Genomic DNA, 21721 nt, shown 5'->3' with positions numbered 1-21721 from the left:
TAAGGTCTGCGGTCATTGTCCGCTTTGGCCCGGAAAGAATATTGGCCTGGATCAATAAAAAAACGGGGCTGAGATAAATTCAGCCCCGTAATTTGTTTTGTATCAATAAAGTACCGCTTAGTCGATTTGCCGACGCTCGTGGCGTTGCACCGTAGTGGTTTGCCGCGGCGGCGGTTGGCGGTATTCACGTGTTGGCTGAGCCTGCTGACGCTGTTGCACAGGAGCCGGGCGTTGTTGTACCTGAACGCTTTGCCGCTCTGGCTGGCGGTGCTGTTGCACGGCCGGTTGTTGGTACTGTTTCGGTTGTGCTTCGCGCACGGTTTGGCGCTGGCGCAATTGCTCGGTACTGATAACCTGCGGCTGGCGTTGCTGCTCTGTGGTTGTTACGCGTTCGTGCTGCACCGCCGGCTGTTTGAGTTGCTGGTTTACCTGCTGGCGCCGCTCATCACGGTTAACTTCAGTAGTGCGTAGCCGTTGCTCTGTAGTAACAGCATTACGTTGCTGGCGCAGAGCTTCATTGTGCTGACGCGGGTTTTTGTCATGGCTCTGGTATTGCCGTTCAGGCAGCCGCACTTGCTCTGCGGTTTTGCGCTGGTACAACTGTTTGCTCTCGCGCACTGTTACATTGTTGTCTACCCTGGTATGGCGCACCGGCTTACCCTGAATTTCGCTGGTAGGTTGGCGGTAGCCATAGCCGGCATTGTAATCGCGGTTTAAGCGCTCATGGCGATAATGTACACCACGGCGATGTTCGGTATTGTGCTGCCAGCGGCGGGCATCAACATAATGCTTGTGGCGTCTCGGATAATAGCGTGGTGGCTTGTGATAATAATGATGATGCACTATCACATGACGATGGCGCCAATCAAAGATACCAAAGTAGAACCAGGGCCGTACATTAACACTTACGCCCCAATGGAACGGACTGTTGCGGTAATACACGCCGGCAGTATGCCAGTACACCGGCGGATGAGACGGCCACCACCAGTCACCGTAAACTACGCGGGTATTGTAAACCGGCACATAGACCACCTCGCGCCTTGCCGGTTCAATGACAATAACTTCACGTTCGCGCTCTACCACCACGTGTTTATTATCGTTCAGCGAGCCGTTGGCATAGGCCTTTTGTCGCAGCGTTTGGATACTGGCCAGTACCTGAGTTTCATCGGCTAAAAAGGCTTCACCCAGTTGTTGCGTCCAGTCCAGGTCGTTGCTCAGGCGTTCCAACAGTTGCGGAAAGGCCACCAGCGCTTTAACGCTCGGGTCCCAGCCTTTATTTTCTACCGCGCGTACGGCATCGTCAGCGCTCAGTTTGGGGTTATCTTTCACCCAGCGTGCGGCCTGCACTACCTCTAATGGATAAGTGGCCGCAATCAGAACATGGGTTAGCACAGTGTCCGGGTACAGCGCGACCGGCGCCAGCATTTGGTCCAGTTCCGCTTCAGACCAGCTGTCATCTTCTGCCTGCACCGTCTGGCAAACCAACAGCACGCAGACGGCCAAAGCGCGGCTTAGTTGCAGCATCAGGTTTTTCATCTTGCTATCCTCAGTTTAAGCCGCTGGCATTACAATACATGACAGGCGACTTTTTATACAGTGTATAGCTTATAGGCGGATTTGGCTGAATTGAAACTGAACTTTACGGAACCTTTACACAGCACAACCGGCAACCAAAGCTGCCGGTTTATATTAGCGGCAGAGCTGTTACTCTGTGTCGATATAGCGCGCTTTCTTATTGGCTTTTAACATGGTCATATCCACCAGCACCAGGCCATCAACACAGTTGGCGAAGGCGGGGTCGGTACCAAAGGCGAGAAATTTCGCCCCGCCGGGCTCACACAGTTCGCTGTACTGCTTATACAGGGTTGGCACACTCACGCCCATATTGGCCAGCAGGTGTTTCAGTTGGGTAAAGTCATTCAGGTAATCGTTGCCGCTAAAGTGCTGTTGTAACTCAGACAAGATAGCCTGCGGCAGCTGATAAGGTTGTTTTGATACCGCGGCGCAGGCACTGTCGCCAAAGTACAGGCTGTAAAAATACACCATCAGATCGCGGGCGGCTTGCGGATAGCTGTTCGACAAACTGACACCACCAAACAAATAACGGATATCCGGATTACGCCGCAAATAAGCGCCAATGCCGTACCACAGGTATTCCAGGCTGCGTTTGCCCCAATATTTCGGTTGCACAAAGCTGCGCCCCAGTTCCAGCCCGGCATCCAGATACGGCTGCATCTTGGCATCAAACTGAAACAGCGAGGCGGTGTAAAGCCCGGCTTCACCATGCTGCGCCAGCACTCTACGGGTATTGGCAAAGCGGTAGGCGCCGACTATTTCCAAGTCGTCTTTATCCCACAGGATCAATTGTTCGTAGTAGCTGTCAAAACGGTCGATATCGCGGCGCTGGCCACTGCCTTCACCTACGGCGCGAAAGGCAAATTCGCGCAGCCGGCCAATTTCACGCAGTACCGGCGAGCTTTGTTGGTGGCAATACAGGTAAATTTGTTTGCCGTCGCTGGTTTGCCCCAGTAGCTCGCAGCTCTCTACGGCTTTTTTCAGCGTAATACGATCTTCCGGGTGGGCAATAGCGCTTTGGGTAATAAACAGCGGCGGCTTATTTTTTGCCAGCCGGTACAGGTGCTTTTTAAACAGTTTTACTTTGGCCTGTGTTTCCAGTGCTAAGTTAGCGAAGGCTTCGTATGGGATTTGTTCGCCAATGCGCATTTCCAGCTTTTTACGCTGTTGGTTAAACATTTCCTGTACCAGCAGCATAGTCGCCAGCGGTTTGTACAACATAGACGCGCCGTAAAACAGTGCCGAATTACGGCCATCGATATAAATGGGCAATATCGGCGCCTTAGCGTTGGCAGCAAAGCGTAAAAAGCCACTGTGCCACTTGCCATCACGAATGCCTTCCGGTCGCAGACGCGAAACCTCACCCGAAGGGAACAGGATCAGAGCGCCTTCTGAAGCTAAATGTTGCTGAATATTATCCAGCGCCCGCCGCTCGGTGCCACCATACATATTGTTTACCGGCAGTAGCAGGTTATGCAGCGGCTCCAATGCCATCAGCAGTTGGTTAGCGACTACTTTAACGTCGGGGCGAATATCACTGACTAACTTTAACAAGGCCAGACCATCCAGCGAGCCGATAGGGTGGTTAGCAATAATCACCACACGGCCACTGGCCGGAATACGTTCTACTTCGTTGTCGCGTACAGAATAACGAAAGTTGAAGTAATCCAGCACTTGCTCAACAAACTCCAGCCCCTGCAAGTGCGGATAGCGCGCGGCGAAGTCAATAAAGTCCTGCTCATGCAACAGGCGGCGCAGGGCGCCTTTTACCGGCCGGTACAGCCAGGGCTTGTTGGTTAACTGCGGAAGGTTTTGGCTAAGTACCTGGTCGACACTGATCATATTGAGCTCCGATAGCACTGCAGTAGGCTGGGCTCAGGCTAAAGTGGTTGTATGACAGTTCGGTGTCGGATTTATGGCAGTTTGCTGAAATTTCAGGCGGCTTTTTTACCGCTGACAGCAAGGGGCAGGGCGGCAATCTTCTCTGCCTGCTCTGTCCAGTGATACAGCGCCAGGCTGCCATCAAGTTGCTCTACCAGGGCAGTGCAGCTGTCTATCCAGTCGCCGTCATTGCAATAAATAATGCCTTGTTCCAGGCGGATTTCCGGATGATGAATATGGCCGCAGACCACACCGTCAAAGCCGCCGCGCTTTGCTTTAGCTATAGCGGCAGCGCGATAGCGCGCTATAGCTTTTTTTGCCCCCGGCACCTTACTTTTTATGTAAGCCGCCAGGCTGAAGTAACTGCCGCCGGTAAGCCGGCGTACACGGTTGTACCAACGGTTTAAAAACAGCAGGAAATCATACAGGTTGTCACCCAACCAGGCGTGGGCACGGCCAAAGTTGACCTCTTTATCAAATTCGTCGCCGTGCAGCAGTAACAATTTTTTGCCCTGCAGCGTGGTATGGCAGCCGCGCAGCGCAATACGGATATTGCCGAAGCTTTTACCTGCGTACAGCCGCATGGCTTCATCATGGTTGCCGGGAATATACACCACTTCTACCCCTTGCTCTGCTTTGTCTAACAGGCAACGCAGCACTTTGTTTTGAGCAGGCGTCCAGTGCACTTGCTTACGCATGGCCCACAGGTCAACAATATCGCCCAGCAAATAAATGGTACTGGCCTGGCTTTGTTCAAGAAAGCTGAGCAGATAATCGGCGCGGCAGTCTTTGCAACCCAGATGAACGTCAGATAAAAAAATGGTGCGGCAGTTCAGCATCGTCGGTACCATGTTATCTTTAAGCGCTGCCAGCATCGGTGCCCGCTGTGTCAGTGGTATGACGATTTTTTGAAGCTTTGGTGACCTATGAGCCTTGCCCTGATCATTCCTGATCGCAAACTTGATGATTTACAACAGCGTTTAGCGCTGGCATTAGCCGATACCAACATAGAAATCTGGCCGGATATTGCGAAGCCGGAAGATGTCGAATTTGCGGTAGTGTGGAAACAACCGCACGGCAGCCTGGCGGCGTTGCCAAATTTAAAGGCTATTCAATGTTTTGGCGCCGGTGTCGACGCTATTTTGGCCGATCCTGGCTTGCCGGCCTTGCCGATAGCGCGCATTGTTGACCCCAGCCTGACACAAACCATGGTGCATTATTTAGATGGTGTGCTCAGCTATTACCGGCTGCGGTTGGATTTGTTCAGTGCTTTGCAACAGCAAGCGTTATGGCAGCCGAAAAGCCCGCGGCGTATTGCGCATATTTGCGTGTTGGGGCTGGGCGAATTAGGCGCGGCGGTAGCCGCCCATTTTGCCGCTTTGGGCTACAGCGTCAGCGGCTGGGCCAGAACGCCAAAGGCACTGCCGCATGTCCGTTGTTACAGTGGCACTGAGGAGCTCGGTAGCGCTGTAGCCGGGGCAGATATAGTGATTTGCCTGCTGCCTCTTACTGCCGCGACAGAAAATATGCTGGCCGCAGACTTTTTTAACCGCTTAACACCCGGTGCTATTTTTATTAATGTTGCCCGTGGCGCTATTGTTGATGACGACGCCTTGTTAGCCGCGTTGGATAGCGGGCACGTGCAGGCGGCATGCCTGGATGTGTTCCGCCAGGAGCCTTTGCCGGCAGAGCACCCGTTTTGGCAGCATCCGGCTATTTTAATTACCCCGCATGTGTCGGCCGTAACCAATGTCGCAACGGTTGTTGAGCAAATCGCGGAGAATTATCGCCGTAGTCAGGGCGGCGAGCCGCTGCGTAATCCGGTTGATATGGGGCGGGGTTATTAAGATGACGACAACAAATCATACTGAAGTGACTACCTGGTTTTTGCAGTTTGACGATGCGCCGCCAACGCATATTGACTGGCCGCAGGGCGTGCAGTTAGTTGAGGCAGAAGTTGCCAGTCCGGAGCTTAGCCAGTTTATGTTCAGAACAGTGGGCGGCCCCTGGCGCTGGTTTAGCCGTTTAAGCTGGAATTATCAGCAATGGCTGGATTATCTGACGCAACAACAGGTGCGTACCTGGTTGTTATGGGTAAAGGGAACGCCGGCCGGTTATATTGAGCTGTTGAAGCATGCTGATCAAAGTGTGGAAATTAAGTTCTTTGGTTTAGTGCCGCAGTTTATCGGCCGTGGCTTAGGTTTAAAGCTGGCCCAAGCTGCAGTGATGCAGGCAGCACAGTGGCAGGCCGGCAAAATCTGGCTGCATACCTGCAGTGCCGATCATCCGTCGGCGTTGAAAAATTACCAACATGCCGGTTTTAGCATTACGCATACAGAAACCACTACAGAAGCTTTACCGCAGCTGAATGATAGCCGCTTATTAGCGGCAGATTTTGTTTATTCTGCCCTGGCACATCACAGTAAAAATGCTGGTTAAATATACAGTTATTGTAACTTTATTACAACTTAACTACACTTAACGCCGGTTTGGGGAAACTTAGGCCAACTTGCTAAATAGAATAATAAAAAGCGTTACTGAGGTTAGTTATGAGTAAAGCGTCCAGTCGTGGTTTTGGCTTTACCGCAATCGCCGTTGTTGTGTGTTTAATGGCGTTATCGGCATTTTTGACCAAAGCCGAAGCTGTCTGCCTGTTGTGTGGTGGATAGCAGGAATCGAATGCAGTCAAACGGATTGACTAACCCTAACCCCCGGCTTGCCGGGGGTTAGTTATTTCTGCGCGCCGCGTTTACTGTGTAACTCACGGTTTTCACGCTTTTGTTCCGCATTTTTCTGCAGTAACACATAAGTTGCGCTGTAGCTGCCATGTTGCTTTTGTGCGGTATTGCAGGCCAGTACAACAGGAATTTGCGGTAACCATTTAAACACATAGCTGCGCAGTATGGCCGGATGCGGTTTGCTGTTGCGGCCCATGCCGTGGTGAATAAGCAAGGTACGTATGCCGCGCTTATGGCAGTCGTCTATAAAATAAAACAGTTCGCGTCTGGCGTCGCTAAGGCTTTTACCCAGCAGGTTAAGTGTGGCGTCCAGCTGATATTTGCCCAAGCGCAGGTTGCGGTACACGCCATCTTGCACACCATCTTTTTTATAGGTGAAGGGCTCGTCCGGCTTTACCAGATCAACATATTCCATGCTGAGGTAATTCGGATCATATTCCATTTCCTGCTCTGCCGCTTTGCGTCTGGCTTGTTGCGCCAGGCTGGGATTAAACTCTCCCTGCTCCGGTAGTACGGCATCTTGTGACAGGGGCTTAACGCCGGACATCTCCTGCAGAAACAACTCGACTTCTTCGTTTTGCATAGCGGGTACTCCTGTATGTCGGGCGGCAATTATAGCCTGCCGCAGCGTCAGACAAAAGTTTTACGGTGTTTACTCTGCTTGCGCAGTCAGGCTCACCGGTGTGGCTTGTTGGGCGGTTTGCTCAGCTTTGCGGGCTTTGGCAAAGCGGATTAAATAGTAAGCATTAATTAGTAATACTAATAAGTTTGAGATAACGCCCTGTGGGATAGCAATGTGGCTGTAGTAAACAAACAGCAGGCTACAACCTACCAGGGTTGTCAGACGTAACCAGAACACATCCTTAATAAAAAAAGCACCAATACAAATCGTTAGCCCAACCCAGCTGATCACGTCGAACACGATATTTTCCATGGCGCTTTCCTGCATACTACAGCGGTTAAAATTTGTGCGCATTATGCTGGCCGGATCTGTTTTACTCAACTGAGGAATTTTGTGGTTTTCAGATTAGTTAAATTGATGGATTGTGGTGAATTGTTAAATGTGGCGAAAAAGTTGTTCTACACTTAGTTCAGGCTGAAAAAGCAGGAGCCAGCTATGATACCGGATAAAATATACGAAGTTTTGCCTTATGCTTATGTGGCTGTCGGCAGTGCGGTAATGCTGGCGACTAATGCATGGCTATTGGTAGTGTGTGGTTTTTTAATGGTATGTGCCGGCGCCATTGTGTGGGTGCTACGCTCAGATAACCGCCGCTCTGATATTAAAGCCGCCAGTACTAAATATGGCGGAATCTTGCCGTTCTGGTGTTACGAGTTGCTGCCGTTTAGCTATTTTATGCTGGCGCTGCTGCTTTTTGCGTTGAGTAACAATATCTATTTTTATCCGTCAGCCATGATACTGCTGGTGATAGGTATGCAGTTGTGGTTGTTGCGTGGCAGTTATCGTAAGCATCAACGGCCGGTACTACATACCAGGCCGTTGCGTTCACGCGGTTAAATTGTCAGCCGGAAGCTGCGGTAAATCAGCGGCGCAAATCTACTTTGCTGTTTGCCACTTCGCGGGTAGTAATAAGCCAGGCATCAACATTCTGCTGCATGGCGGCAGGGTCTATTTTATCCATGGTATCGTTTGGCGTGTGGTGATAGTCAAAGTAATCGGTACCATCCTGCTGCAAGCTGACTACCGGTACACCCTGGGCTTTTAACACTGATACATCCGGGCCGCCTGATGCGGTATTGTCACCCATCTCTACACCCAGCGGAGCCAGCTTCTGTTGCAAGGTGCTGCCAAAAGCCAATGCCTTCTCACCAAAGCCGGTATCCAGCCGCCAGATACGGCCGGCGCCAAAGTCTGATTCAGAGGCAAATACATGGTTTTTCAGATTAGCGGCATGTTTAGCAGCATAAGCGCGGGCACCCACTAAACCGCCTTCTTCATTACCAAACAACACCACCCGCACTGTGCGCTCGGGACGGCCCTGCTGTTTCAGTAAAGCGCCGGTGGCCATTACTATGCCAACACCGGCGCCGTCATCCAGTGCACCTGTGCCTTCGTCCCACGAATCAAGGTGGGCACTGATCAGCACTATTTCGTCCGGCCGTTTGCTGCCGGTAATTTCCGCTATAACGTTATGGCTTACGACTTCACCCGGTAATTTATTCTGCATTTGTAAATGCAGGCTTAATTCCGGCTGGCGGCTGAGCATTTTGTCCAGTTGTATCGCATCCGGTACTGAAATCGCGGCAGCAGGAATTCGTGCTACTTCGTCGCTGTAGCGCATAATACCGGTATGAGCGAAACGGTTAATGCTGGTGCCGACAGAGCGGATAATAATGGCTTTGGCCCCCAGCTTTGCAGCTTCCACAGCGCCCTGGGCGCGGGCACCGACCACTGAACCGTAAAAGGTACCCAGTTTATCTTTACCCATGCTTTTATTGATAAAGACAATTTTGTCTTTGACTAAGGCGGCATCAGCTTGTTTTAGCTGTTCCAGGCTGTCAAACATCACGACCTGGGCATTGATGCCATCAAACGGCGTGCCGATTGAGCCGCCAAGCGCAGTCACCACCAGATTCTGATGGAAGGGTGCGCTAACGGCCAGGCTGGCGTTGCCACGCTGCCAGTATTGCATGGTGAAAGGCTCGGTCCAGACTTTGTCATAACCAAGTTGTTTAAATTTCTGCTCTGCCCAGGCGACTGCTCTGGCATCAGCCTCGCTACCGGCAAGGCGTTGTCCTACTTCTACCGTTAAAGACTCGGTAAGTTGATACGCCAGGGTATTATCCAGTGTCAGTTCATTCGCCGCTAAATTCAGGCTCAGTGCCGCAGTTATTGTTGTTAGCCACAATTTCATCTTTTCATTTTGTCCCGCTATTGTTAAAGTATTGCCGACTCTAACACCTTTTTATCATGCTCTACAGAGGGCAAGGTTAAAAACGGTAGCTGGTCGGACGGAATGACATCAGGTAGTAAGGATGCAAGGAATGCCTCAATCGCTTAGTGCGCTTATCGTAGATGATGTAGCTGCTGTACGTAGTTATATCAGTCAAATTTTGCAGCAGTTGGGCATAACGTCGGTTATCGAAGCGGCGGATGGCAACACGGCCACGCAGTTGTTTAGCCAACATCAGCCTCAGTTAGTATTTCTGGATATTCAGCTACCGGATATTGACGGCCAGCAGTTATTAAAATTGTTTAAGCAACAAGATCAGCATACTGTCATCTTTATGGTGTCGGCATTTTCCAGTGTGGAAAATCTGAAACAAGCGATTGAGAACGGCGCCAAAGCCTTTGTAATTAAGCCTTTTACCGCCAGTCGTATTAACAGCCTGGTGCGGCCACTGCTGCACTGAGCCTGCTGGCCGGATATATTTTTTCGAAAATCGTTATTCTTTGTTAAACAACAATGATTATATTGTCGCTATATCCCTAAATCGGTAATATTAGTCCATCCGGACAGACAGAGTGTAAGTGTAATGAATTTACAGGATATGTTGAAAAATTCCGCCAAAGCCGTAAAGCTGCTCAAGGCAGTATCGAATGAAAGGCGGTTACTGATCCTTTGCCACTTGCTGGAAGGGGAACTGTCAGTCGGAGAAATGAACCAAAAGTTGGAGCTTAGCCAGTCAGCACTGTCACAACATTTAGCGCTGTTACGCCGGCATAAGCTGGTAAAAACCCGCAAAGAAGCGCAAACCGTATTTTACAGTCTGAACAGTAAAGAAGCCGAAGCCTTAATTGCCTTGATGCACAAGCTATATTGCTCGGATGATGCCTGAACGCTACAGAATAACAGCAACAAAAAAGCCGGCGTAAGCCGGCTTTTTTGTTGGAACTGTGTCTTAAGCAGCGCTTAATGCTTTTACATGTGCATTTAAACGAGCTTTATGACGTGCTGCTTTGTTCTTGTGGATCAGACCTTTAGAGGCCATACGATCAAGAACAGGCACCATTTTCTTGAATGCTTCAGTTGAAGCAGTTACGTCAGCAGTTAAAACCGCCGCGTAGGTTTTCTTTATGAAAGTACGCATCATAGAACGTTGCGAAGCATTTTGCTGACGACGTTTTTCTGATTGAATTGCGCGCTTCTTAGCAGACTTAATGTTAGCCAAGGTAACACTCCTAAAAAACTAAACCGGACCCATCAAAGGCCGCATAATATGCCTATTTAATGGCCCGTTGTCAAATGCTTTAACGGTAAAGTCACAGATTTTAATCCGATAACCTACTGGTAATCCGTTACGGTAAAGGGGCAAAATAGCCGTTGGTAACAAGAAGGAAGTTTTAGTGTCAGCAAAGTTATTAAAATCAGGCCTTATTGTCAGCTTTATGACATTAATTTCCCGCGTGCTGGGGTTGGTACGTGACGTAGTCGTGGCGAACTTTATCGGCGCCGGTGCGGCGGCCGACGTGTTCTTTTTTGCTAACCGTATTCCGAATTTTCTGCGGCGTTTATTTGCGGAAGGCGCTTTTTCGCAAGCCTTCGTGCCGGTGCTGGCCGAGGTAAAAGCCAAACATGGCGATGATGCTGTACGCGAACTGCTGGCAAAAGTGGCCGGCAGCCTCGGCATTGTTGTCACTGTAGTAACGTTGTTTGGCGTGATTGCCTCGCCGCTGGTGGCGATGTTATTTGGCATGGGCTGGTTTGTCGAATGGCTGAATGATGGCCCGGAAGCACATAAATTTGAGCTGGCCAGCCTGATGCTGAAAATTACTTTTCCGTATTTATGGTTTATCAGCCTGGTGGCGTTATCCGGCGCTGTGCTTAACACCTATAACCGCTTTGCCGTGGCGGCCTTTACGCCGGTATTTTTAAATATCGCCATTATTGCCTGTGCGGTGTATATGGCACCCACACTTAATGAACCAGCACTGGCACTGGCTTGGGGCGTGTTTATCGGTGGGGTGGTGCAGTTATTGTTTCAACTGCCGTTTTTGGCTAAAGCCGGTTTGCTGGTATGGCCCAAATGGGGTTGGCGTGATGAAAATGTCACTAAAATTCGTAAACTGATGCTACCGGCGCTGTTTGGTGTGTCGGTAAGCCAAATTAATTTATTGCTCGATACCGTTATCGCCTCGTTTTTACTTACCGGCGCAGTAAGCTGGCTGTACTATTCCGACCGGTTAATAGAGTTTCCGTTGGGGTTGTTTGGCATTGCCATAGCCACAGTAATTTTACCGAATTTATCCAGGCACCATGCCGGTGCCAATACAGAGCGCTTTAGCCAGACACTGGACTGGTCATTGCGCTTTGTCGCCTTATTCGGCATTCCGGCTATGGCAGGTTTAATGGTGTTGTCACAACCGATTATCGCTTTGCTGTTTATGCGTGGCGAGTTCAGCCAAAACGATGTACTGATGGTGTCGTACAGCTTAATTGCCTACAGCACCGGTTTACTTAGCTATATGTTGATAAAAGTGCTGGCGCCCGGGTTTTATGCGCGCCAGGACATTAAAACGCCGGTACGCATTGGTATTATTGCCATGGTAGCGAATATGGCGTTTAACCTGATGCTGGCACCGTTTTTAAGTTATGTTGGTCTGGCGCTGGCCACCGCAATGTCGGCCAGTTTAAATGCGTATTTATTGTATCGTGGTTTAAAACTGGCAGGCGTATACCAATTAAGTAAAACCAGCCGGGTATTTTTGTTGAAACTGGTTATCGCCAGCCTGGTAATGGCGGCCTTACTGTATTGGCAAACACCGACTCTGACAGCTTGGGTACAACTGAGTTTTACTGCTCAGCTGTGGCGGTTAAGCGCGCTGTGTGGCCTGGCGGTAACGGGGTATTTTGCCCTGTTGTGGTTGCTTGGTGTACGTTTGCGACATTTTAAAGCCAATTCTGTTGCTGAAAGCAATTGATTAAGTGGTTATAATGCGCGGTTTATAATCAGCACTCAGAAACGGCAGGCATGGAGTTAATTCGCGGCTTACACAATATTCAGCCCCGGCATCGCGGTTGTGTGCTTACCATCGGTAATTTTGATGGCGTGCATTTGGGCCATCAGGCGGTGCTGCATAAGGTGGTGGCGATTGCCAAACAAATGCAGCTGCCGTCCTGCGTGATGCTGTTTGAACCTCAGCCGCTGGAGTTGTTTGCCGGCACCGCAGCGCCGGCACGCTTAACGCGGTTTCGCGAGAAGTACCACGCGCTGGCACAGCTGGGTATCAACCGCCTGTTATGCGTTAATTTTACGCCCGCTTTTGCTGCGCAGGCGCCGGAGCAGTTTATTCAGCAGTTGTTGTTAAAACAGCTGGGCGTAGAGCATTTAATTGTTGGCGATGATTTTCGCTTTGGCAGTCAGCGCAGCGGTAATTTTGAGCTATTGGCGTTGGCGTCGGAGCAATACCAATTCAGTTTGTGCAGCACGTCAAGTTTAGTGTTAGGCCGGCAGCGCATCAGCAGTACCTTGATCCGTCAGGCACTGGCAGAGGATAAGTTAACCCTGGCCGCAGAAATGCTGGGCCGGCCTTTTGCTTTAACCGGCCGTGTGCGGCATGGCCGCAAATTAGGCCGCGATCTGGGATTTCCGACGGCGAACGTATTTTTATACCGGCGCAAGCTGCCGGTAGCCGGCGTGTATGCTATTACGGCGAACACGGTATTTGGCAGTTATTACGGCGTAGCCAATATTGGCAACCGGCCGACTGTACAGGGCCAACGCCAGCAGCTTGAAGCGCATTTGTTTGATTTTAAAGGCGATTTGTACGGCAGCCAAATAGAAGTGTTATTGCAGCATAAGTTGCGTAACGAACAACGTTTCGACGGTTTAGCCGCATTACAACAACAAATTGCTGCTGATGTGACAGCAGCAAAAGCATTTTTTCAGCATGGCGTTTCAACACCAGCGCATGCCACTATTGATAAGACGGAACCCAACGGATGAGCGACTATAAGCATACCCTGAATTTGCCGGAAACGGCTTTTGCGATGCGCGCCAATCTGGCGCAGCGCGAGCCGCAAATGCTGGCCAAATGGACCGAAGCCGATTTGTACGGCAAAATCCGTGCAGCAAAAAAAGGTAAGAAAACCTTTATTTTGCATGACGGCCCGCCCTACGCTAACGGTAATATTCATATCGGGCATGCAGTTAACAAAATTCTGAAAGACATTATCGTTAAAGCCAAAACGCTGGACGATTTTGATGCGCCCTATGTACCGGGTTGGGACTGTCACGGCCTGCCGATTGAGCTGGTAGTAGAAAAAAAATACGGTAAGCCGGGCACTAAGTTAACCGCTGCCGAATTCCGGCAGAAATGCCGTGACTACGCTGCCACACAAATTGATGCACAGCGCACCGACTTTATCCGTTTAGGTGTGCTGGGCGATTGGCAAAACCCGTACCGCACCATGGATTACGGCTTTGAAGCTAATATCATCCGTTCGCTGGGCAAAATCATTGATAATGGCCATTTACAGCAGGGCTTTAAGCCGGTGCATTGGTGTACCGACTGTGGCTCAGCGCTGGCTGAAGCGGAAGTGGAATATCAGGATAAAGTATCACCGGCGATTGACGTACGTTTTGCTGTGGCAGATGAAGCGGCGGTAGACCGCTTTGATCATCCTGAAAGTAAACGTGGCAGCGGCAAGGTATCGGTAGTGATCTGGACCACCACGCCATGGACTATTCCGGCTAACCGTGCGGTAGCATTAAACGCCAAGCTGGATTACAGCCTGGTACAGGTAGAGCAGGGCCCGCTGGGCGCTGAGCGCTTAATTATTGCGACTGACCTGGTAAAAGACGTGATGGCGCGTGCCGGTATTGAGCACTACCATGCGCTGGGCTTTGCCAAGGGCGCGGCACTGGAATTAGTACAGTTACAGCACCCGCTGTATGACTTTACTGTACCGCTGATCATGGGTGAGCACGTTACCACTGATTCAGGTACAGGTTGTGTACACACGGCGCCCGGCCATGGCCAGGAAGACTTTATTGTCGGTAAGCACTATAACCTTGAAGTGGCCAACCCGGTGGGCGCGAACGGCGTTTACCTGCCGGACACGCCACTGTTTGCCGGCCAGCATGTGTTTAAAGCTAACGACAGCGTAGTAGAAGCGTTAAAAGAAGCCGGTGCGCTGCTGGTGCACAAGGCTTATAAGCACAGCTACCCGCACTGCTGGCGGCATAAAACACCGATAATTTTCCGTGCTACACCGCAGTGGTTTATCAGCATGGAACAGCAGGGCCTGCGTGCTACGTCGCTTAAGCAAATTGAACAAACCCGCTGGATCCCGGATTGGGGCCAGCAGCGGATTGAAAAAATGGTAGAAGGCCGGCCGGATTGGTGTATTTCACGCCAGCGCACCTGGGGGGTGCCGATAGCACTGTTTGTTGATAAAGACACCGGCGCATTGCACCCGAATACTCAGATGTTAATGGAGCAAGTGGCTAAGCTGGTAGAGCAAGACGGTATTCAGGCCTGGTTTGATTTAAGCGCTGAAGCTCTGCTGGGCGATGATGCAAAACAATATGTCAAAGTAAGCGATACGCTGGATGTCTGGTTCGACTCCGGTGTGACTCATGCCTGCGTGGTTGATGTACGACCGGAGTTTGGCGGCGCCGATCAGGCCGATTTGTACCTGGAAGGTTCAGATCAGCACCGTGGTTGGTTTATGTCCTCCCTGATGACCGGTGTCAGCATCAAACATAAAGCACCTTACAAACAAGTGCTTACGCATGGCTTTACCGTTGACGGTGATGGCCGCAAGATGTCGAAGTCTTTAGGCAATGTGGTATCACCACAAGACGTGATGAATAAATTAGGCGCCGACATTCTGCGTTTATGGGTGGCTACTACTGATTACACGTCAGAGATGACGGTGTCGGATGAAATATTAAACCGTGCGGCCGACAAATACCGCCGTATCCGCAATACCGCGCGCTTTTTACTGGCAAACTTAAACGGCTTTAATCCGGCTACCGATTTAGTGCCGTTTGATAAGATGGTTGAACTGGACTTGTGGGTAGTAAATCGTGCGGCTAAATTGCAGCAGGAAATTATCGCCGCTTACGATAACTATCAGTTCCATCAGGTAAGCCAGAAGCTGATGAACTTCTGTACCGTAGAGCTGGGCAGTTTTTATCTCGATGTGATTAAAGATCGCCAATACACCGCGCACAGCGATGGCGTGGCGCGGCGCTCGTGCCAAACCGCGTTGTACCATATTGCCCAGGCAATGGTGCGCTGGATGGCGCCGGTAATGAGCTTTACTGCCCAGGAAATTTGGCAGGAACTGCCGGGCCAACAGCAGGAGTTTGTCTTTACTGATGTCTGGTATACCGGCTTTAACGGTGTAACCGGTGGTAAGTTTGACGATGCCTTCTGGCAGCAATTGCTGCAGGTACGTGACGAAGTTAACAAGGTGCTGGAAGCGGCACGGCGTGAAGATAAAATCGGCGCTTCACTGCAGGCCGAAGTCACTTTATATGCCTCAGAGGCACTGGCGGCCGATTTGGCTAAACTGGGTGATGAGCTGCGCTTTGTACTGATCACCTCTACGGCGCAGGTAAGCACAGAAACAGCCCCTGCCGATGCGGTGCAAACCGAGTTAGCCGGCTTAAGCGTGCAGGTTGCGGCTTCAACGGCAGCCAAATGCGGCCGCTGCTGGCATCACCGCCATGATGTGGGGGCCAATGCAGCGCATGCTGAATTGTGTCTGCGCTGCGTTAGCAACGTAGAAGGCGATGGCGAATTGCGGGCATTTGCATAATGGCATTATTCAGAGATAGCGGTTGGCGGTTGTGGTGGTTAATGCTATTGGTGTTGGTAGCCGATCAGGTTAGCAAGCAAGTAGTTATTGCTAATATGCAGTTGTTTGATTCGATTGAGCTGCTGCCGTTCTTTAATTTTACCTATGTACGTAATTATGGCGCGGCTTTCTCGTTTTTAAGTGACGCCGGTGGCTGGCAGCGTTGGTTCTTTACCTTTATTGCCGTAGCTATCAGCTGTGTGCTGGCGGTATGGCTGGCACGCAACAGCAAAACGCAGTTAAAGCTGAACCTGGCGTTGATTTTAGTGCTGGCCGGTGCTGTGGGTAACCTGATTGATCGCAGTATTTATGGCTACGTAATAGACTTTTTCCACCTGTACTATCAGAACTGGCATTATCCGGCGTTTAATATTGCTGACTCGGCCATCTGTATTGGTGCAGCCTTACTTATTTGGGACAGCTTTAGCAATAACGAGGTGAAAAAGTGACAAACGCAGTAATAGGCGCCAACAGCAGCGTAATTTTTCACTTTGATATTAAGTTATCAGACGGCAGCGCGGCAGAAAGCACCCGGGTGCATAACAAGCCAGCCAAACTGCAAATGGGCGATGGTAGTATTTCACCGGCGTTTGAAGCGCAGCTAAATGGCCTGACAGCCGGCGATAAGAAAACTTTTACGCTGGCGCCGGAAGATGCCTACGGCATGCCAAACCCGGATAATATTTACTATGTTGACCGCAGTAAGTTCTCTGCTGATGCACCGGCTAAAGCCGGCATGATTATTGGCTTTACCATGCCGGATGGCTCGGAAATGCCGGGCCTGGTACGCGAAGTGGTAGGCGAGTCGGTGACGATAGATTTTAACCATCCGCTGGCGGGGCAGACGCTGACCTTCAGCGTTGAAATAGTACAGGTAAGCTGAGTATGGATATTTTATTAGCCAATCCGCGCGGTTTTTGCGCCGGCGTAGATCGCGCCATCAGCATTGTTGAGCGCGCACTGGAGCTGTACGAGCCACCGATTTATGTGCGCCACGAAGTAGTGCACAACAAGTTTGTCGTAGACGGCCTGCGCCGCCGTGGCGCGGTGTTTGTCGATGAGCTGAACGAAGTGCCGGATGGCAATATCGTTATTTTCAGTGCTCACGGTGTATCTCAGGCGGTGCGTGAAAATGCCAAACAGCGCGGCTTAAAAGTATTTGACGCCACCTGTCCGCTGGTCACTAAAGTGCATATGGAAGTCACTCGCGCCAGCCGCAAAGGCATAGAGTGTATTCTGATTGGCCATGCCGGCCACCCCGAAGTGGAAGGCACCATGGGCCAGTATGATAATCCGCAAGGCGGTATTTATCTGGTCGAATCGGTCGATGATGTGGCGGCGCTTAAAGTGAAAAACCCGGTGCAGCTGTGTTTCAGCAGCCAGACAACCTTATCGGTGGATGATACTGCGGATGTGATTGATGCGTTGCGCGCACGTTTCCCGGATATTGAAGGCCCGCGCAAAGATGATATTTGCTACGCTACGCAAAACCGCCAGGATGCGGTTCGCGATTTAGCGGCTAAAGCCGATTTGCTGCTGGTGGTGGGAGCAAAAAACAGCAGTAACTCCAACCGCCTGCGTGAACTGGCTGACAAAATGGGCTGCACCGCCTATTTAATTGATACCGCCAACGATATTCAGCAAGCCTGGCTTGAGGGTATAAAAGCGGTGGGCGTAACTGCCGGAGCCTCGGCGCCTGAAGTGCTGGTGCAGCAGGTGGTTAAACAACTGCAGCAATGGGGCGGTAAAACAGTAAGCGAAAACCCCGGCCGCGAAGAAAATGTGGTGTTTGCTATTCCGGCAGAGCTGCGCTAAGCCACTGAGCAGACAAAGTTATTCTCCGCCATAGTCGTTAGCCGGCAGAATAGGGTATAGTTTATTTAACTTTACCTGGCTGACAACATTATGGCGCTCTCTTCCTCCAGTGCATTACTTCTTCCTGCCTTTTGCCGCGGCCCTGTCATTCTAAGGGCCTTAGTATTGGCTCAGGCTGTTGCTATAGTGTTGGCTTTTGCACCGGGAGCGGCTGACGACCCATGGCTACGCCTTGGTTTTGTTTCGCTGTTTGTGCAATGGATCATGCTGATGACCAGCGCAGCACTCTGTATTCTCAGAGCGCAGCTTAACAGCTTGCCTGCATTGCGCTTGGGTATGGCGGTGATGGCCATTTTGTTAATTGTCACCGCTATCGTCAGTTTAGTGTCTCATGCGGTATTGGCAGAAAGCTTGTGGTTTAACCCGCTGTCAAGCGGACGATTTTTAGTGCAGAATTTGTTACTGGCATTGATTGTCGGCTTAATGGCGATTCAGTTTTTTATGCTGCATACCGAACGACATCAGCGCATTACGGCGCAATCCCGCGCTGAGCTGGTAGCGCTACAAGCCCGTATTCAGCCGCATTTTTTATTTAATAGCTTAAACACCGTTGCTGAATTGACACAGCAGGATGCCAATGCCGCCGAGCAAGCATTATTGGATCTTGCCGCGTTATTTCGCGCGGCGCTGCATGCCGGTGACAACAGCACTTTGGTAGCAGAGCTTAAACTGGCACAGCAATATGTGGCATTGGAGCAATGGCGGCTGGGTGAGCGTTTGCAGGTAAGTTGGCAATTGCCGGATCCGGTCCCCGATTTTGCCGTGCCGGCACTGTTACTGCAACCACTGCTGGAAAACGCTATCCGCCACGGTATAGAACCATTAACAGCTGGGGGAACTATAGAAGTGTCTGTAACACAGCATGCAAAGCAAATAGTTATTCTGCTGGTTAATCCGCTGTCCGGCCGGTTATCAGATGTCAAAGGCAATGGCATTGCTTTAGATAATATTCGCCAGCGCCTGGCATTGCAGTTTGATCATAACGCCAGTCTGAGCTGTGCCGCTATCGGCGGACAGTACAGGGTAAAGCTGGTATTGCCACTGGCATTTAGCAGGACACAACGATGAATATTATGATAGTCGATGATGAGCCGCTGGCCCGTAGCCGCCTGCGCCGCTTGCTCTCAGAAATTGCCGGCTTTCGTTTGGTAGGCGAAGCGGCTAACACCCGGGAAGCCGCGGCTATTCTGCAACGACAGACGGTTGATATTCTGTTGCTGGATATTCAGATGCCGGAGCAAGACGGCTTAGCTTTTGCCAGTGAATTACTGGCACAGCAGGTGCCGCCAGCCGTTATTCTGGTAACAGCACATCCCGAACATGCGCTGGATGCTTATGCCGTATCCCCAGCAGATTATCTGTTAAAGCCGGTAACGGCCGAGCGGTTACAACTGGCACTGAAAAAAGCCGGTTTACGTACCCGGGCGCATAACAAGGAGCCGTCAGAGAGCAAACTCAGCTACCAAATTGCCGGCGCCAGTCGTCAGGTCGATTTTGCCCGAATACAGTATTTTGTCGCTGATGATAAATATGTCAAAGTGGTGTTTGACGGTGGTGAGGCACTGCTGGAAACCAGCCTGCAACAACTTGAACAAAAATATCCGGATAAACTACAACGCATCCACCGCCATACTCTGGTCAACTGGCAACGATTTGATAGTTTGATAGCGCAGCCGGAGAGCAAATATAGCCTGCGTCTTAAAGGTTGCAGTGTAGAGCTCGATGTCAGCAGACGCGAAGCATCCCGCCTGAAGCAGCTTATCTTCCAAACGGTTTAGCCGCTTGTCGGAAAAACCGACCGCTTATCCAGACAACAGTTGTTTTCTGCTACCGGTATTTTATGGTAAGGCAGTACAAAAACAACGACTGTGATTTACAGCGGAGCATTAACACTATGATGAGACGTCATCAGCAAGGTTTTTCATTTATCGAAGTACTGATTGCTTTCTTTATTTTAGCAACCGGCCTTATCGGTACTGTTGCTATGCAAGCGGTAGCTAAACGCAACAGCTATGACGCCACCCAACGTGCCCAGGCACTGGCTATGGCGAATGACATCATCGACCGGATCAGAGCAAACGATACCGAAGCTGTTAATTACAATGGCAATAACTACGGCACAGGTGCTATAGGTGCGCCGAATCCGCGTTGCAATGCCGCCGGTGCCAACTGTACTGCTGCGCAAATTTCTTTGAATGACAGGTTTGAATGGGACCAGCGGCTGCTGGGTACGGACGTTATGCGCGGTGAAGATAATGCCGGCGGTATTTCCGGTGCCACCGGCTGCGTTAATTTTAACGCAAATGGTGATCTTACTGTCACGGTATCCTGGTTGGGCCGGGACGCTATAAGCGATGCCGCTGCAACCACCGGGCAAGTAGGCTGTGGCGCTGCCGGTGCCGAAAGACGCCAGGTTGTAGTGGATACCTTTATATGGCAATAGGAACGATAAAAATGCAGAACATAAAGCAAGCCGGTCTGACCTTGGTTGAACTGATGATTTCGATGGCCATTGGTGTTTTTTTGCTGGGTGGTATAACGGCGGCATATTTGGCTATGCGTTCTACTACAACTGAAACTATTGCTTTGTCAGAGATGCAGCAAAACGGCCGTATGGCGCTATCGTTGCTGACAACTGATATTCAGCAAGCCGGGTTTCGCGGCATGTTGCCCAAATTTACCAGCGACATGACAGCGCCGGCTCCGTTTGCCGCTGATTGCAACTGGGGCTTAAATGGTGGCAGTTTTCCGCAGGCCGGACTCGGTAATTTTCCGCCGATATGGGGAAGAACGTTGGCTGGCGGTGGTGCTGCAATAGGTTGCGTGGCAGGTGCCGTAGCGAACAGCGATATTATTCAAATAAAACGTGGTGCAGGGCCGGCGATTGTGCCGGCTGCATTGCAGGCCGATCGGTTTTATCTGGAGAGTAATGCAAATCAGGGCGTAATTTTCCCAGGAACTGCAGCGGCAACAGGACTGAATTTAGGTGAGATATGGCCCTATTTGCATCATGTGTATTTTGTCACAAATGAAGTCTTTGATGGCCAGACTATTCCGGTGTTATCGCGAATGGAACTGCGTAACGACGGTGGACCTGTAATGCGCCAAACCATGTTATTGGATGGCATAGAACGGGTACGGTTTTATTACGGGGTTGATTTAAATGACGACACTGTTATCGACAGCTATCTTGGCGCCAATAATATGCCGGCCGCTTTATGGCAGGCTGATACTAAGGTGCGTGCTGTAAAGGTATTTGTGTTAGTTCGAGCTACCCGACCCGATGTCAATTATCAGAACAACAACAGCTACGACTTAGGCGATGGCGTTGCCTTTGTACCAGATGACAACTTTCGTCGCATGTTGTTTTCAACCACCATCAGTTTAGTGAATTAGTAGCGGGGTGTTAATAATGAAAAAACCAACTAAACAAGCCGGCTTTGTGCTTGTTGTCGCAATGATAATGTTAATAGCTGTTACCGGTGTTGCTGTTGCTTTGTTAGTCAGCTCCGGTGTGGACAACAAAATGATGTCATCTGCGCAGGAGGCTGAAATAGCGATTAACGAGGCCAAAGGTGCTCATGATGAAGCTTATAGTCGCGAAGAATTTCAAATGGGTGGTCGTAATCAGTTTAGTCTCGACATTCCGGTAGGGACAACTTTGCCAGCAAAAGAAACCCGTGCCAATACTGTTGGTGGCATTACTGCATACAGCACAATACCTACACCGACAAATTGTCCGAATTCTGACACTGGTAGCAGTAAAGCTATCGCCTGCACTTTCAACAGAGTTGTGACAACAACCACTTTTGGCGAAGTTGGGCAAACGATCCAAGTTCAATCTGTCGTTGCACAGCGTGTACTTAATTAAGCAGAGGT

General features: G+C 50.5%; 23 protein-coding genes. 16 read left to right on the top strand and 7 right to left on the bottom strand.

Features of this window, described 5'->3' with window-relative positions; translation table 11 throughout:
- Positions 1–117: 117 nt before the first annotated feature.
- The 3 genes from ACTZWV_RS13400 to ACTZWV_RS13390 all read right to left on the bottom strand — a co-directional run bounded on the left by ACTZWV_RS13400 (position 118) and on the right by ACTZWV_RS13390 (position 4331).
- Positions 118–1536 carry a DUF3300 domain-containing protein gene (locus tag ACTZWV_RS13400; RefSeq protein WP_444787031.1) on the bottom strand — a complete coding sequence of 473 codons (1419 nt, stop codon included), beginning with the start codon at positions 1534–1536 and terminating at the stop codon, positions 118–120.
- A 168-nt stretch (positions 1537–1704) separates the two neighbouring features.
- Complete coding sequence (locus ACTZWV_RS13395) at positions 1705–3417, bottom strand: bifunctional ornithine lipid synthase OlsF (RefSeq protein WP_444787030.1); 1713 nt, start codon at positions 3415–3417, stop codon at positions 1705–1707.
- A gap of 92 nt (positions 3418–3509) precedes the next feature.
- Positions 3510–4331: a UDP-2,3-diacylglucosamine diphosphatase gene (locus tag ACTZWV_RS13390; protein WP_444787029.1), complete on the bottom strand. Its 822-nt coding sequence runs from the start codon at positions 4329–4331 to the stop codon at positions 3510–3512.
- A 51-nt stretch (positions 4332–4382) separates the two neighbouring features.
- Here ACTZWV_RS13390 and ACTZWV_RS13385 point away from each other — a divergent pair, with 51 nt between their 5' ends.
- A complete protein-coding gene (locus ACTZWV_RS13385; protein ID WP_444787028.1) occupies positions 4383–5303 on the top strand; it encodes a 2-hydroxyacid dehydrogenase in 921 nt (306 codons plus the stop codon).
- A 1-nt stretch (position 5304) separates the two neighbouring features.
- Positions 5305–5895, top strand: a complete 591-nt coding sequence (locus ACTZWV_RS13380) for a GNAT family N-acetyltransferase (RefSeq protein WP_444787027.1) — start codon at positions 5305–5307, stop codon at positions 5893–5895.
- Positions 5896–6186: 291 nt separating this feature from the next.
- Here the strand turns inward: ACTZWV_RS13380 and smrA are convergent, their stop codons facing one another.
- Together smrA and ACTZWV_RS13370 are read right to left on the bottom strand one after the other, a co-directional pair.
- A complete protein-coding gene (gene smrA / locus ACTZWV_RS13375) occupies positions 6187–6777 on the bottom strand; it encodes a DNA endonuclease SmrA (protein WP_444787026.1) in 591 nt (196 codons plus the stop codon).
- A gap of 69 nt (positions 6778–6846) precedes the next feature.
- Positions 6847–7128 (bottom strand): hypothetical protein, encoded by a 282-nt coding sequence (locus ACTZWV_RS13370; RefSeq protein ID WP_444787025.1) that lies wholly within the window; start codon positions 7126–7128, stop codon positions 6847–6849.
- 183 nt (positions 7129–7311) lie between these two features.
- Here ACTZWV_RS13370 and ACTZWV_RS13365 point away from each other — a divergent pair, with 183 nt between their 5' ends.
- The gene (locus tag ACTZWV_RS13365) at positions 7312–7713 is read left to right on the top strand and encodes a hypothetical protein (RefSeq protein ID WP_444787024.1); all 402 of its coding nucleotides are present in this window, start codon (positions 7312–7314) and stop codon (positions 7711–7713) included.
- Between the two features lie 25 nt (positions 7714–7738).
- Here the strand turns inward: ACTZWV_RS13365 and ACTZWV_RS13360 are convergent, their stop codons facing one another.
- Positions 7739–9070: a M20/M25/M40 family metallo-hydrolase gene (locus ACTZWV_RS13360; protein ID WP_444787023.1), complete on the bottom strand. Its 1332-nt coding sequence runs from the start codon at positions 9068–9070 to the stop codon at positions 7739–7741.
- A gap of 130 nt (positions 9071–9200) precedes the next feature.
- Between ACTZWV_RS13360 and ACTZWV_RS13355 the strand changes: the two genes are divergently transcribed.
- On the top strand, positions 9201–9569 hold the full coding sequence (locus tag ACTZWV_RS13355) for a response regulator transcription factor (RefSeq protein ID WP_444787022.1): 369 nt from the start codon (positions 9201–9203) through the stop codon (positions 9567–9569).
- Positions 9570–9707: 138 nt separating this feature from the next.
- Positions 9708–9995: an ArsR/SmtB family transcription factor gene (locus ACTZWV_RS13350; RefSeq protein WP_444787021.1), complete on the top strand. Its 288-nt coding sequence runs from the start codon at positions 9708–9710 to the stop codon at positions 9993–9995.
- A gap of 63 nt (positions 9996–10058) precedes the next feature.
- On the opposite strand, the gene rpsT is transcribed toward ACTZWV_RS13350, so the two are convergent.
- Entirely contained in the window at positions 10059–10328 is a 270-nt protein-coding gene (gene rpsT / locus ACTZWV_RS13345) for a 30S ribosomal protein S20 (RefSeq protein WP_027670768.1), read from the bottom strand.
- A gap of 175 nt (positions 10329–10503) precedes the next feature.
- Between rpsT and murJ the strand changes: the two genes are divergently transcribed.
- The 11 genes from murJ to ACTZWV_RS13290 all read left to right on the top strand — a co-directional run bounded on the left by murJ (position 10504) and on the right by ACTZWV_RS13290 (position 21713).
- Entirely contained in the window at positions 10504–12078 is a 1575-nt protein-coding gene (gene murJ, locus ACTZWV_RS13340; protein WP_444787020.1) for a murein biosynthesis integral membrane protein MurJ, read from the top strand.
- Between the two features lie 50 nt (positions 12079–12128).
- Entirely contained in the window at positions 12129–13103 is a 975-nt protein-coding gene (gene ribF / locus ACTZWV_RS13335; protein ID WP_444787019.1) for a bifunctional riboflavin kinase/FAD synthetase, read from the top strand.
- Positions 13100–15928, top strand: a complete 2829-nt coding sequence (ileS, locus tag ACTZWV_RS13330) for an isoleucine--tRNA ligase (RefSeq protein WP_444787018.1) — start codon at positions 13100–13102, stop codon at positions 15926–15928. Before ribF ends, ileS begins: the two co-directional genes overlap by 4 nt.
- A complete protein-coding gene (gene lspA / locus ACTZWV_RS13325; protein WP_444787017.1) occupies positions 15928–16416 on the top strand; it encodes a signal peptidase II in 489 nt (162 codons plus the stop codon). Before ileS ends, lspA begins: the two co-directional genes overlap by 1 nt.
- Positions 16413–16850 carry an FKBP-type peptidyl-prolyl cis-trans isomerase gene (gene fkpB / locus ACTZWV_RS13320; protein ID WP_068228648.1) on the top strand — a complete coding sequence of 146 codons (438 nt, stop codon included), beginning with the start codon at positions 16413–16415 and terminating at the stop codon, positions 16848–16850. The genes lspA and fkpB overlap by 4 nt, the downstream gene beginning before the upstream one ends.
- Before the next feature lie 2 nt (positions 16851–16852).
- The gene (gene ispH / locus ACTZWV_RS13315) at positions 16853–17782 is read left to right on the top strand and encodes a 4-hydroxy-3-methylbut-2-enyl diphosphate reductase (protein WP_444787016.1); all 930 of its coding nucleotides are present in this window, start codon (positions 16853–16855) and stop codon (positions 17780–17782) included.
- Positions 17783–17947: 165 nt separating this feature from the next.
- Positions 17948–18910, top strand: coding sequence for a sensor histidine kinase (locus tag ACTZWV_RS13310; RefSeq protein WP_444787015.1), 963 nt, complete (start codon positions 17948–17950; stop codon positions 18908–18910).
- Entirely contained in the window at positions 18907–19620 is a 714-nt protein-coding gene (locus ACTZWV_RS13305) for a LytR/AlgR family response regulator transcription factor (protein ID WP_444787014.1), read from the top strand. The genes ACTZWV_RS13310 and ACTZWV_RS13305 overlap by 4 nt, the downstream gene beginning before the upstream one ends.
- 116 nt (positions 19621–19736) lie before the next feature.
- Positions 19737–20285 (top strand): type IV pilus modification protein PilV, encoded by a 549-nt coding sequence (gene pilV, locus ACTZWV_RS13300; protein ID WP_444787013.1) that lies wholly within the window; start codon positions 19737–19739, stop codon positions 20283–20285.
- An 11-nt stretch (positions 20286–20296) separates the two neighbouring features.
- On the top strand, positions 20297–21238 hold the full coding sequence (locus ACTZWV_RS13295; RefSeq protein WP_444787012.1) for a PilW family protein: 942 nt from the start codon (positions 20297–20299) through the stop codon (positions 21236–21238).
- 16 nt (positions 21239–21254) lie between these two features.
- On the top strand, positions 21255–21713 hold the full coding sequence (locus ACTZWV_RS13290) for a pilus assembly PilX family protein (RefSeq protein ID WP_444787011.1): 459 nt from the start codon (positions 21255–21257) through the stop codon (positions 21711–21713).
- Positions 21714–21721 lie beyond the last annotated feature (8 nt).

Origin of the sequence: Rheinheimera sp. NSM (genome assembly GCF_052380015.1) — a bacterium.
Classification (GTDB): domain Bacteria; phylum Pseudomonadota; class Gammaproteobacteria; order Enterobacterales; family Alteromonadaceae; genus Alishewanella.
This window is presented reverse-complemented; position numbering and strand designations above follow the sequence as displayed.